The organism is Sphingomonas sp. DC5200-1 (assembly GCF_049897245.1).
Classification (GTDB): Bacteria; Pseudomonadota; Alphaproteobacteria; order Sphingomonadales; family Sphingomonadaceae; genus Sphingomonas; species Sphingomonas aquatilis.
In genome coordinates, this window is record NZ_JAFCVW010000006.1 from 14,151 (window position 1) to 26,217 (window position 12,067).

The window sequence follows — 12,067 nt, forward strand, 5'->3', positions numbered from 1 at the left end:
GAGTGGACCCCGGAACAAGTCCGGGGTGACGGAATGGGTGAGGCAGGCGTGACCACCCTCGCCATCACCGGGGCGACGGGCTTCGTCGGTGGGGCGCTCGTGGAGCGGGCCCTGTCCGCCGGGCATAGCGTGCGGGCGCTCACCCGCCGGCCGCAACGGGCGCGGGACGGCGTGACGTGGATCGAGGGGGCGCTCGATCGGCCCGACAGCCTGGCGGCATTGGTCGATGGGGCCGACGCGGTCGTGCATGTCGCGGGCGTCGTGAGCACGCCGACGAAAGCCGGCTTCGTCGCCGGCAATATCGACGGTACGCGAGCGATGATCGCTGCCGCGCAGGCCGCAGGCGTCCGGCGGTTCGTCCATGTCTCGTCGCTCTCGGCACGCGAGCCGGATCTGTCGATCTACGGCTGGTCGAAGGCCGAGGCCGAGGCGCTGGTCGAAGCGAGCGGGCTCGACTGGAGCATCGTGCGGCCGAGCGGCGTCTACGGCCCCGGCGACATGGAGATGCGCGACCTGTTCCGCGCCGCGCGGATGGGCCTTGCCCTGCTGCCGCCGCGGGGGCGCGTGTCGCTGATCGCAGTGGACGATCTGGCGCGGCTGCTGCTCGCGCTTGCTACGACACAGGTGTCGCCGGCGGTATACGAGGTCGATGACGGCCATGTGCTCACTCACGCCGCGATGGCGCAGGCGATCGCGCGCGCGGTGGGGCGGAAGCGGGTGCTGACACTGCATTTGCCCAAGGCGGCGCTGATGCTGGGCGCCAAGCTGGATCGCGCGGTCCGCCGCGAGGGTGCGAAGCTCACCCCCGATCGCGTCGGCTATCTTGCGCACCCGGACTGGACCGCCCGCCCCGCGATGCGACCGCCCGCCGACCTGTGGACGCCGGAGATCGCACCCGAGCATGGCCTCGCCGCAACGGCACGATGGTATCGCGCCCGCGGGCTGCTATAGCGCCGCAACACCGCCGCATTTGGCCGCCATTCGGATGACCATCATGACCGACCGCACCCAGATCCTCGATACGATCAAGAGCCAGATCGAACCGTTCAACAAGAAGGGCGTGACGCTCACCGAAGCGACGACCTTCCAGGGCGACCTCGAATGGGACAGCCTGACCGTGATGGACTTCGTCGCGGCGATCGAGGACGAATTCGACATCATCATCACGATGAACATGCAGGCGGAAATCGAGAATATCGGCCAGCTGACCGATGCGGTCGCCAAGCTGAAGGCCGAGGCATGACCGAGACCGGCCTGCAGCCCGAGGCGCTGGACCTCGACCCCGCCCCGGTCGCGCCGGAACGCGATCTGATGTCGAAGTTCGACGGCCTGATCGCCGAGCGGCAGGCGCTGATCGATACCGGCGTCACCGATCCGTTCGCGATCGTGATGGAGCAGGTGAAGAGCCCGACCGAGGCGGTGATCGCCGGTCGTGATACGATCCTGCTCGGCACCTACAATTACATGGGCATGACGTTCGACCCCGACGTCATCGCCGCCGGCCATGCCGCGCTCGACCAGTTCGGATCGGGCACCAACGGCAGCCGCATGCTCAACGGCACCTTCCGCGACCATATGGAAGCCGAGGCGGCGCTGCGTGACTTCTATGGCGTCAGCGGTGCCATCGTCTTTTCGACGGGCTACATGGCCAATCTGGGCATGATCTCGACGCTGGTCGGCAAGGGCGAATATGTCATCCTCGATGCCGACAGCCACGCCTCGATCTACGATGGCTGCAAGCAGGGCGTCGCCGAGATCGTCCGCTTCCGCCACAACAGCGTCGAGGATCTCGACAAGCGGCTCGGCCGCCTGCCCAAGGACGCCGGCAAGCTCGTCGTGCTGGAGGGCGTCTATTCGATGCTCGGCGACGTCGCGCCCCTGAAGGAGATGGTCGCGGTCGCCAAGAAGCATGGCGCGATGGTGCTGTCCGACGAGGCGCATTCGATGGGCTTCTACGGCCCCAACGGCCGCGGCGTGTACGAGGCGCAGGGGCTGGAGGGCGAGGTCGACTTCGTCGTCGGCACCTTCTCCAAATCGGTCGGCACGGTCGGCGGCTTCTGCATTTCGAACCACCCCAAGTTCGAGGCGATCCGCCTCGCCTGCCGCGCGTATATCTTCACGGCCAGCCTGCCGCCGAGCGTCGTCGCGACCGCGACCGCATCGATCCGCAAGCTGATGACCGCGACCGCCAAGCGCGAGCAATTGTGGTCGAACGCGCGCCAGTTGCATGGCGGGCTGAAGGCACTGGGCTTCCGCCTCGGCACCGAACAGCCGGACAGCGCGATCGTCGCGGTGATCCTGGATGACCAGACGCAGGCGGTCGCGATGTGGCAGGGGCTGCTGGAAGCGGGCGTCTACGTCAACATGGCGCGCCCGCCTGCCACGCCGGCCGGCACCTTCCTGCTGCGCTGTTCGCTCTGCGCGGAGCATACGGCGGCGCAGCTGGATACGGTGATCGAACGATTCCGGGCGGCGGGCCAGGCCGTGGGCGCGATCGGCTGAAGCCGGTCGCGCTCACCTTTCCTTGACCGGACAAACGCGTTAGCGTCGCTGCCGTGATGCGGGACGGCGCCGAGATGGCCCCGGGGGGGGATTCCGAACGCAATGCGGCGTGGCGGACCGTCACGCTAGTCGTAATGGGTCTGCTCGGCGCAGCGGTGCTCGTCGCACTGATCGTGACGCTGGGCGAGGCGAACCGCCAGCGCGACCGCGCGCTTGCGGCGCAGGCGCACAGCTATGACGTGATGATCCTGGCCCGCACTCTGTCGGGCACGATCGCCCGATCGGAGGCCTCGCTGGGCCGCTACGTCATCAGCGGCAAGGCGGAGCAGGAGCTGGGCCAGCTCTATTACGACCAGTGGCGGCTGGCGGGTACGCAGCTCAACAAGCTGGAAGGGCTGACGCGCGAGACCGGCGAGCAGAGCGCGCGCGTGGCGCGGCTGCGCGATGCGTACCAGCAGCGCGGCGAGGAGCTGTCGCTGACCGCGCTCAGCACCACTTATGGCAAGAACGCCCAGGCGCTCGCCCGCTATTACAAAGCGCGCCAATCGCCGACGCTGGCGGCGATCGACCGGACGCTCGACGAGATCATCGAGGGCGAGCGCGCATTGCTCGATGCGCGCACCGCCGACGCGATGCGCACCGTCGACCGATCGAGCCGGATCGCGGGCGTGCTCGCGGTGTTCGGCGGGCTGATCGTGATCGGCGCGGTCGTGCTCGGCTGGCTGACGGTGCGGGCGATCGGCGAGCGGGCGCTGGCGCGGGCCGACGCCGATGCCGCGCGCGAACGGGCCGAGGCGCTGGCGAATGCGGTGCGACAGGCGACCGACGAATTGCGCGTGCAGGAGGCCAAGCTGCGGCAGGCGCAGAAGATGGACGCGGTCGGGCAGCTGACCGGCGGCATCGCGCATGACTTCAACAATATGCTCGCGGTGGTTCTGGGCGGACTCGAGTTGGCGCGACGGTCGCTGGTGGGGGATCCCGACGCGGCGGCGCGACACCTCGACAATGCAGCCGACGGCGCCAATCGTGCGGCGGCGCTGACCCGGCGGCTACTCGCCTTCAGCCGTGAGGAATCGCTGAAGCCCGAACCCATCGCGGTGGCCCAATTGGTGTCGGGCATGTCGGAGCTGATCGACCGCACGCTGGGCGACGGCATCACCGTGACGACGCGCGACAGTGCCGGGGGATGGCAGGTACGCGCCGACCGCGTGCAGCTGGAAAATGCGATCCTGAACCTCGCGGTCAATGCGCGCGATGCGATGCATGGCCGAGGCGAGCTGGCCATTGCGACCGGCGCGGTGACGCTGGACGAGCATCAGGTCGATCATTGCGCGGCGGGCGATTACGTGACGATCGCGGTGACCGACACCGGCGAGGGCATGACGCCCGAGGTGGTCGAGCGGGTCTACGAACCCTTCTTCACCACCAAGGCCGCCGGCAAGGGCACGGGGCTGGGCCTCAGCCAGATCTTCGCGCTGGTGCAGCAGCTGGGCGGCGCGATCGCGATCGACACCGCGCCGGGCGAAGGCACCACCGTGACGCTGTACCTGCCGCGCGACCGGCAGCAGCCGCAGGCCGAGACGACCGTCGTGGCCGCGACCCCGCCGGCACCGGCCGTCGCGCCGGAGGGCCTCCACGTGCTGGTCGTCGAGGACGATCCGCGCGTGCTGATGGCGACGATGGGCGCGCTCGACGAGCTGGGCCACCATGCCATCGCCTGCGACGCGCCGACCAAGGCGGCGGGGCTGCTGGCGAGCCATGCGGGGATCGACCTCATCATCTCCGACGTGCTGATGCCGGGGCAGACGGGGCCCGAGCTGATCGCGGAGATCGGGCCTGCCTATCCGCATATCGCCGTGCTGTTCGTCACCGGCTTTGCGGGCGAGGCGAATGCGAGCGAGTTCGGCCACCATCAGGTGCTGCGCAAGCCGTTCACGCTGGGCGGTCTGGAGCGCGCGATCGCGACCGCCATGGCGCAGGGCGACCGCCCCGCCCCGCCGCACCAGATCGCCGCGGAGTGACGGGCGGCGACACAGGCTGTCGCCGGGGGCTGACGTGCCCCGCCATCCCGCTTATAGCCTTGGCTCCTTTCCCTGGCGCGAGCCTTCGTTCAGCATGACTTCCCTCGATCGTTACATGGCCCGGCTGATCGCGTTGCCGTTGTTTTCGACGCTGACGATCGCCGCCATGCTGCTGGTGCTCGACCGCATCCGCCGGCTGTTCGACTTCGTCGCGACCGAGGGCGGGCCGATCAGCGTCGTGTGGCGGATGCTCGCCAACCTGCTGCCCGAATATCTCGGCCTTGGCATTCCGATCGGGCTGTTGCTCGGCATCCTGCTCGCCTTCCGCCGGCTTGCCGCCAATTCGGAGCTGGATGTGCTGCGTGCGGTGGGGGTGAGCTATTCGCGGCTGCTGCGCGTGCCGTTCATGTATGCGCTGATCCTCGCCGCACTCAACATCGCGATCGTCGGCTTCGTCCAGCCCAAGGCGCGATACTATTATGAGCAGCTGCGCTTCGAGCTGCGCACGGGTGCGCTGGGGGCGTCGATCAAGGTCGGCGAATTCACCCATTTCGGCGACCGCATGACGCTGCGCATCGAGCAGAGCCATGACAGCGGGCGCAAGCTGGACGGCATCTTCGTGCGCTACAGCGACAAGGGCACGACCTATTCGGTGACGGCGCAGTCGGGCCAGTTCCTGGCGACCGACGATCCCAACACGATCATCTTCCGCCTGACCAATGGCACGTTGGTGCACAAGGCGCCCAATTTCGCCGTGCCGCGCGTGCTGACCTTCACCAGCCACGATCTGCCTATCCCCCTGCCCCGCTACGAGAATTTCCGCCAGCGCGGGGGACGCAACCTGGAGTTCACGCTGCCCGAACTGGCCAAGCTGGGCCATGCCTCGGCCAGCGAGCAGCAGCGCGACAGCAGCCGGTCGGAGTTCCATTTCCGCCTGGTCGAGGTGGCGACGATGTTCCTGTTGCCACTGCTCGCGGTGGCGCTGGGCGTGCCGCCGAAGCGATCAAGCTCGGGCGTCGGCGTGTTCCTGGCGATCGTGATGATCGTCGCGTACCACAAGGTGAACGAATATGCCGCGTCGATCGGCGAACTGGGGCGGATCGACCCGCTGATCGCGCTCTGGGTGCCGTTCGTGATCTTCGCCGGCCTGATCATCTGGATGTATTATCAGATCGCCTATGTGCCCGGCGGCCAGCCGATCGGCGCGATCGAGCGTGCCTTCGGCAAGATCGGGAAGGCGATCACCCGCTACCTGCCCGGCCGGGGTCGCAAGAAGGGAGTGGCGGCATGAGCAGCTTCTTCCCGTCGCGTACCGTCGCCATCTACATGGGGCGGATGTTCCTGGTGCGCACCTTCGGGCTGCTCGCCGCGCTGCTGCTGATCCTGCAGACGCTCGATCTGCTCAGCGAATCGGGTTCGATCCTGGCGCATCCCGGCAACACGCAAGCGCAGGTGTGGACCTATGTGACGCTGCGCGCGCCGCAGATCATCGCGTTCCTGCTGCCATTCTCCGTCCTGCTCGGCACGATCCTGACGCTGATCACGATGAACCAGAACAGCGAGGTCATCGCGCTGAAGGCCGCCGGCCTGTCGGCGCATCAGGTGCTGGCGCCGCTGCTGGTCGCGAGCCTGGGGGTCGCGGCGGTGAGCTTCGTGTTCAACGAGCGGATCGTGACGCGCGCGACCGCGACCCTCGACCAGTGGAAGGACGTCGATTACGGCGCGCTGCCGATCGACCGGGGCGAGCGCACCAATGTGTGGGTGCGGGATGGCGACGACCTGATCGCGGTGCAACAGGTGCGCGGGCGGGGCAATGCCACGCGCCTGGGCAACATTACCGTCTACGACCGGACCGCCGGGCGGCTGGAGGCGATCATCACCGCGCCGCACGGCCACCGGGTGGCCAACGGCTGGGACATCGAGCCGGCGACGCGCTTCGACGTGGCGAGCGGCAAGCTCCAGTCGCTGGGCCGGGTGACGATCGCCGGCGACGTGCGCCCCGACCAGTTCACGCTGGGCAACGTCAATCCCGACGGGCTGGACTTCACGCAGCTCAATGCCGCGATCGGCGACCTGCGCGATGCGGGGCGGCCGACCAAGTCGCTGGAGGGTACGCTGTGGCACAAATTCTCCGGGCCGCTCTCCGCAGTGCTGATGCCGTTGCTGGGCGCGGTGGCGGCGTTCGGCATCGCGCGATCGGGGCAGCTGTTCGTGCGCGCGGTGATCGGCATGGCGCTGGGCTTCGCCTATTTCGTCGCGGACAATTTCGCGCTGGCGATGGGCAATCTGGGCGCTTACCCGCCCTTCCTCGCTGCCTGGGCGCCGTTCCTGCTGTTCCTGCTGATCGGCGAGGCGGTGCTGATCCGCACCGAGGAATAGGGTCACGCGGAAAGTCACAAAAGTCTCACCCGCGCAGGTGTTTTCCGAATCCCGCGTCGGGGAGTGAAAGAGCGGTGGCGCATGACCGACACACGGGTGGCACATCCCGTTGCGTGTAGGACAGCGGCATATCTGCCGATCCTATGATGAGCTGGCGGCCCAAGGACTTAGAGCATGATATTCGGGTCTGTTCACGACCCGCGATCCAACAGCGCCCGGTCCTGACGCTTCGTTAACCATGGAGACCTATCCTCCTCCGGCGTCGTGCGCTGTGTCGCACGGCGGCAGGGGATATCGGGCGATGGCCAATCTGACCGGAACGGGTGCTGCGGCACTGATGCAGGCGCAACTGGCATCACGCTATGGCGTGACGGCCCGCACGTCGACCGCTGCCGTCACCGCGACCGGCACCGCGCCGGCGGCACAGCCGGCCAAGGCCGCGACGAGCGCGAGCAAGGGGGACGTGGCGACGATCTCCCCCGCCGCCAGGCGCGCGTCCGCCCAGATCGCCGACGCGAAGAAGGATTTCACCGCACTGTCCAAGGAGCTGTGCGCGACGCTGGACGCGCAGTATAAGAGCGCGGGCAAGACGGCGACGCCCAAGCTGGACGAGCTGTCGGGCCGGGCGCTGGCGGCGATCGCGCTCAACCAGGCCGGCGGCTTTTCGCGGACCGAGGTGAGCGCCGCCAAGGCAGCCCTGCAATCGCGCGAGCGGGAGAGTGCGACGGGCGCGATCAAGGGCGGCAGCTTTGCGGCCTACAGCCAGACGCTGGTGACACAATACGATGCGATGAGCAGCGAGGAGCGTCAGGCGCGGGGGTGGAGTGAGCGCACGCGCGATGCGGCCGCGACGCTGGCCGCGCAGACGAATGGAGCGATGCCGAGCCTGTTCGATCAGATGGGGTGATCCGCCGGTCAGGGGATCGACAACGCACCATCCAGAATGGCGGGCATGCGCACGACGAGCGCGTCGGCGAGCTTCGTGCCGAGCGCGTGCGGATCGTCGGCGGGCGTGCCTCCGACCTGCGTCGTCACCGCGGTGCCGGTCCATAGGGTGCGATCGCTGCGCACGTCGACAAGGGTCAGCGTCATCCGCGTCACGACCAGGGGCCGCAAATCCTGTTTGCGGGTCGGCAGACTGATCCGGACACCGCTCCCCCAATTGCCGACGCTGACGTCGGGGCCCGCCACGGGAGCGGGTGCCGTGACGAGGCCGCAGACATCGCGGTCGATCGTGACGCGGGCCTGGTAGCGGCTCGGCCCGGCCGGCGGGAGGACGAGGAAGTCGGCGGCGGAGAGCGACGATCCGACCGTTTCGGCAAAGGCCGCCGCCTGATCGTCGTCAGCGCGTATCGCGACCGTGACAGTGCCCTTGGGCAGCGGGTTTGGCGTTGCGGTGACCGCTTCGGCGAGCAGGGCCATGGCCAACACGATGCTCATGCGGCCATTCCCCCTCGACATGCCCCAATCGGGCGATCCTACGCCGGTTTAGCGAGCGACGAAAGTGCTCCGCACGATCTTGTTCACTAGGCCCGGCAGGCCGGCATAGCTCGCCTTGTGATAGGGCGAATCCTGCTCCAGCGCGGCGGTGATGCGGCGGTGCGCCTCGCCCAGCGAATGATAGGGAAGGCTGGGTAGCAGGTGGTGCAACGCGTGGTAGCGCAGGCCGACGGGCGCCCACAAAGCCGGCAACAGCGCGGGCGGGGGCACGTTGACCGAGTCGAGATATTGCGCGGTGACGCTCATCGGCTCGCCGTCATTTTCCCACAGATGCGCGACCAGCGTGCGCACCTGATTGACCACCGCGACGCCCGATCCGATTCCCAGCGCGATCAGCACGCCACGCAGCGAGAAGACGCCGGTCGCGGTCAGCACGACGATCGCGATCGCCCAGAGGCTGGCAGCGGTTTCGACGCGGTTCCACAGCAGCTTCGCCTCGCCTTCCGGCGCGCGGCGGCGGAAGGACGGGTTGATCGCCAGCGCCGAATAGCGTTCGACGATCGTCGTGCGCAGCTTGGGCGACAGAAGCGAGATCGGCGACAGGATCGCATAGCGGATCAGCAGACCGATCGGCGCCAGCGCGGAGATGACGACGAAGGCGGGCAGCGTCCACGGCTTCATCAGCGCGAGCGGCAGATATTCGGGATCCTCCGACGTGCCGTAGCGCGTCTTGGCATGGTGCAGGTTATGCACGCCTTCGTACATGAAGCTGGGGGTGAGCATCGGCACGCCGACCAGCGCGTTCCAGCCGCCACGGAAGCGCGGCAGCGCGCTGTGCTTCATATGACTGACTTCGTGGATGAAGCTGAGCGCGCGGTACAGCGCCAGCGCCGACACCACCGCGGCCAGCACGACCCATCCGGTTCCCTGCACCGTCACCGCGACCGCCAGCGCGCCATAGCCGATCACCGCCGAGGCGATCAGATCGGCCCAGTAGATGCCGGGGCGCGGCGCGATGAGGTCGCGCGTCAGTTCGGCAGCGGCGCGCAGCATCGCCTTGTCGTCGGCGATCCGCGGGCGCGGGGTCCGCGCGGCGGCTGCCGCCGGAGCGGGGCTGCGCGAGAGGGTCAGCGAGCTTTCCATGGCGTGGTCCATTGCCCGTAGATAGTGGCGACAGCGTGGCATTTACAGGCGTGCGTCGGTGCATCCTCTCGATCACAGATGACGGAATCGTCACTCGACCCCGTTGCCCGACGTGCTAGAGCCGACCGATGTTCGGCGCCGCAGCTTAGTCCTCCCCCGCCAGGGGGAGGTGGCGCCGCCGAAGGCGGTGACGGAGGGGGCGGACAGGAATGTCCTCGGTTACGAGGCGCTTCCCTAACCTCCCCTCCGTCATGCCTCACGGCATGCCACCTCCCCCTGGCGGGGGAGGACTGAATGGAGTGCATGGTCCGACATGGGAGGGAAATGTTGAGCGACCTGACGATTACGCCCGTCACCAGCAAGAGCGACCGCAAGGCGTTCGTCGACCTGCCGTTCCGGCTGTACAAGGATGATCCCAATTGGGTGCCGCCGCTGAAGGGCGAGGCATTGGGCCTGATCACGCCTGAAAAGAACGGCTGGTACAGCCACGCCAAGGCGCAGCTGTTCCTGGCGCGCGAGGGCGGCCGCGTGGTCGGGCGCATCTCGGCGCATATCGATACGCTGGCGCTGACCATGCCGGCGGTGCAGGGCTTCGGCCCCGGCGTCGGCCAATGGGGCCTGATGGATGCCGAGCGCGAGGATATCTTCGTCGCGCTGCTCGCCAAGGCCGAGGACTGGCTGCGCGCGCAGGGCATCACGCGCGCGCTGGGGCCGATCTCGCAGTCGATCTGGGAAGAGCCGGGTCTGCTGGTGCAGGGTTTCGACCATGCGCCGACGATCATGATGGGCCATGCCAAGCCAGAATATCAGGGTTGGATCGAGCGTGCGGGCTATACGGCGGCCAAGCAGCTCTTCACCTATGAGCTGGATATCACCCAGGAATTCCCGCCGATCGTCAAGCGCATCATCAAATCGGGCGAGAACAATCCGCGCATCGTCGTGCGCGAGGTCGACAAGCGTAAGTTCGAGGAAGAGGCGGCGATCATCCTCGCCATCCTGAACGATGCGTGGAGCGACAATTGGGGGTTCGTCCCCCTCACCCCGCCCGAGATCAAGGACGTCGGCGTCAAGCTGAAGCCGATCGTGTTCAACGACCTGATCCGCATCGCCGAGCTGGACGGCAAGCCGGTGGCGTTCATGATCACGCTTCCCGACCTGAACGAGGCAATCAAGCCGCTGAACGGGTCGCTGCTGCCGTTCGGCTGGGCGAAGCTGTTGCTGTGGCTGCGCCATCCCAAGGTGCGCACGATGCGCGTGCCGCTGATGGGCGTGGTGAAGGAGCTGCAGTCGTCGCGGATGGCGAGCCAGCTCGCCTTCATGATGATCGAATATATCCGTCGCGCCTCGGTGGAGCGCTATGGCGCGAGCCGCGGCGAGATCGGGTGGATCCTGGAGGACAATCAGGGGATGCGGTCGATCGCCGAGACGATCCAGAGCCGGGTCAACAAGACCTACACCGTCTACGAAAAGACGCTGTAGGTGGTAGCGTCAGGCCGCGTTGCGCGGTGCGGCCTGACGGGCGGCCTCTCGGTGGCGCCGCCGCTTGGCGGCATAGAGGGCGGCATCCGCATCGGCGAGCAGTCGTGCGGCGCCATCGACCGCGAGCGAGCCGCTGGCGCAGCCGAGGCTGACGCCGACGCTGACCAGGGCGCCGTGTTCGCGCAGATGGATCGGGCGGGTGATGGCTTCGCGTACGGCGGCGGCCATGACCTCCGCCATCTGGGCGCCGGCATCGGGCAGGACGATCACGAATTCGTCGCCGCCTAGCCGCGCCACCACCTGTTCCCCTGCCACCGCGCGCAGGCGTGCGCCGATCTCCACCAGCAACCGGTCGCCGGCGGCATGGCCGTAGCGATCGTTGATGCCCTTGAACCCGTCGAGGTCGAGGAACAGCAGCGATACGGATCGGGTGCTGGTGCCAGCCAGGCGTTCGAGCTCGATATCGAGGCCGGCGCGGTTGACGAGCTGCGTCAGCACGTCGGTACGCGCGAGTTGCTGCGCCTGGCGCTTGGCGGCGAGGACCGCCAGCAGCGTGCGATTGTTCTGGACGGTCAGCACGATCGACCCGATCGCGAGCACCGCGAACAGCAGGAGCACGAACGCGCCGATCCCGGCGAGCGCGCAGGCCATCGGCGCGCCCACGACGACGTGCATCGCGATGCTAAGCCGCGGCAGGGCGGCCCAGCGGATCGCGAGGCCGGTGAACAACGCCATGACCGCCATCGTCGCGGCCAGCTGCAATTCCTGGATTCCGGTCGCGAAGCTGAACGCACAGCCGACGCCGAAGGTCGCGAACATCAGACTGGCGAGCAGGAGGATGATGCGGGCGATGCGATAGGGCACGCGGCTGTTCGTCCGCCACGCGATCCACGCCGGCACGATGCGCGCCGCGAGCAGGACAAGATCCGTGACGAGCCAGGCGACGGCCCAGCCGGTCCGTGCGAACCAGCAGGCCGACGCGCTCATCAGCAGAAAGCCGAGGCTTGCGGTCAAGACGCCGACGGGGCGCAGCATCATCGTGTCGATCAGATCGGCGCGCAACGCTATATCATCACGTGGAACACCCAGCGCGCGATCGAACG

Annotated in this window: 11 protein-coding genes; 8 read left to right on the plus strand and 3 right to left on the minus strand. The window is 67.9% G+C overall.

Annotation, left to right across the window (positions count from 1 at the left end):
- Positions 1-33: 33 nt before the first annotated feature.
- The 7 genes from ACP7A3_RS14225 to ACP7A3_RS14255 all read left to right on the plus strand — a co-directional run bounded on the left by ACP7A3_RS14225 (position 34) and on the right by ACP7A3_RS14255 (position 7,809).
- The gene (locus ACP7A3_RS14225) at positions 34-951 is read left to right on the plus strand and encodes an SDR family oxidoreductase (protein ID WP_426256426.1); all 918 of its coding nucleotides are present in this window, start codon (positions 34-36) and stop codon (positions 949-951) included.
- Between the two features lie 43 nt (positions 952-994).
- Positions 995-1,243, plus strand: a complete 249-nt coding sequence (locus tag ACP7A3_RS14230) for an acyl carrier protein (protein ID WP_043060150.1) — start codon at positions 995-997, stop codon at positions 1,241-1,243.
- Positions 1,240-2,502: a serine palmitoyltransferase gene (gene spt, locus ACP7A3_RS14235; RefSeq protein ID WP_017978287.1), complete on the plus strand. Its 1,263-nt coding sequence runs from the start codon at positions 1,240-1,242 to the stop codon at positions 2,500-2,502. The genes ACP7A3_RS14230 and spt overlap by 4 nt, the downstream gene beginning before the upstream one ends.
- 56 nt (positions 2,503-2,558) lie before the next feature.
- Entirely contained in the window at positions 2,559-4,523 is a 1,965-nt protein-coding gene (locus ACP7A3_RS14240) for an ATP-binding protein (protein WP_426256454.1), read from the plus strand.
- Between the two features lie 115 nt (positions 4,524-4,638).
- Positions 4,639-5,814 carry an LPS export ABC transporter permease LptF gene (gene lptF, locus ACP7A3_RS14245; RefSeq protein ID WP_017978285.1) on the plus strand — a complete coding sequence of 392 codons (1,176 nt, stop codon included), beginning with the start codon at positions 4,639-4,641 and terminating at the stop codon, positions 5,812-5,814.
- Positions 5,811-6,902 carry an LPS export ABC transporter permease LptG gene (gene lptG / locus ACP7A3_RS14250; protein WP_017978284.1) on the plus strand — a complete coding sequence of 364 codons (1,092 nt, stop codon included), beginning with the start codon at positions 5,811-5,813 and terminating at the stop codon, positions 6,900-6,902. The genes lptF and lptG overlap by 4 nt, the downstream gene beginning before the upstream one ends.
- Positions 6,903-7,203: 301 nt before the next feature.
- Positions 7,204-7,809 (plus strand): hypothetical protein, encoded by a 606-nt coding sequence (locus tag ACP7A3_RS14255; RefSeq protein WP_426256425.1) that lies wholly within the window; start codon positions 7,204-7,206, stop codon positions 7,807-7,809.
- 8 nt (positions 7,810-7,817) lie between these two features.
- Here the strand turns inward: ACP7A3_RS14255 and ACP7A3_RS14260 are convergent, their stop codons facing one another.
- The gene (locus ACP7A3_RS14260; protein ID WP_426256424.1) at positions 7,818-8,342 is read right to left on the minus strand and encodes a hypothetical protein; all 525 of its coding nucleotides are present in this window, start codon (positions 8,340-8,342) and stop codon (positions 7,818-7,820) included.
- Positions 8,343-8,390: 48 nt separating this feature from the next.
- Complete coding sequence (locus tag ACP7A3_RS14265) at positions 8,391-9,485, minus strand: fatty acid desaturase family protein (RefSeq protein WP_426256423.1); 1,095 nt, start codon at positions 9,483-9,485, stop codon at positions 8,391-8,393.
- Between the two features lie 324 nt (positions 9,486-9,809).
- On the opposite strand from ACP7A3_RS14265, the gene ACP7A3_RS14270 reads away from it, so the two are divergent.
- On the plus strand, positions 9,810-10,964 hold the full coding sequence (locus ACP7A3_RS14270) for a hypothetical protein (protein ID WP_017978279.1): 1,155 nt from the start codon (positions 9,810-9,812) through the stop codon (positions 10,962-10,964).
- Between the two features lie 9 nt (positions 10,965-10,973).
- On the opposite strand, the gene ACP7A3_RS14275 is transcribed toward ACP7A3_RS14270, so the two are convergent.
- The gene (locus ACP7A3_RS14275; protein WP_426256422.1) at positions 10,974-12,026 is read right to left on the minus strand and encodes a diguanylate cyclase domain-containing protein; all 1,053 of its coding nucleotides are present in this window, start codon (positions 12,024-12,026) and stop codon (positions 10,974-10,976) included.
- Between the last annotated feature and the right edge of the window lie 41 nt (positions 12,027-12,067).

Bases quoted from the DNA above. Each gene is read 5' to 3' on its own strand.
- spt (WP_017978287.1), top strand. From the start codon at position 1,240: ATGACCGAGACCGGCCTGCAGCCCGAGGCGCTGGACCTCGACCCCGCC.
- ACP7A3_RS14270 (WP_017978279.1), top strand. From the start codon at position 9,810: ATGTTGAGCGACCTGACGATTACGCCCGTCACCAGCAAGAGCGACCGC.
- ACP7A3_RS14225 (WP_426256426.1), top strand. From the start codon at position 34: ATGGGTGAGGCAGGCGTGACCACCCTCGCCATCACCGGGGCGACGGGC.
- ACP7A3_RS14265 (WP_426256423.1), bottom strand. From the start codon at position 9,485: ATGGAAAGCTCGCTGACCCTCTCGCGCAGCCCCGCTCCGGCGGCAGCC.
- ACP7A3_RS14255 (WP_426256425.1), top strand. From the start codon at position 7,204: ATGGCCAATCTGACCGGAACGGGTGCTGCGGCACTGATGCAGGCGCAA.
- ACP7A3_RS14260 (WP_426256424.1), bottom strand. From the start codon at position 8,342: ATGAGCATCGTGTTGGCCATGGCCCTGCTCGCCGAAGCGGTCACCGCA.
- lptF (WP_017978285.1), top strand. From the start codon at position 4,639: ATGGCCCGGCTGATCGCGTTGCCGTTGTTTTCGACGCTGACGATCGCC.
- lptG (WP_017978284.1), top strand. From the start codon at position 5,811: ATGAGCAGCTTCTTCCCGTCGCGTACCGTCGCCATCTACATGGGGCGG.
- ACP7A3_RS14230 (WP_043060150.1), top strand. From the start codon at position 995: ATGACCGACCGCACCCAGATCCTCGATACGATCAAGAGCCAGATCGAA.
- ACP7A3_RS14240 (WP_426256454.1), top strand. From the start codon at position 2,559: ATGCGGGACGGCGCCGAGATGGCCCCGGGGGGGGATTCCGAACGCAAT.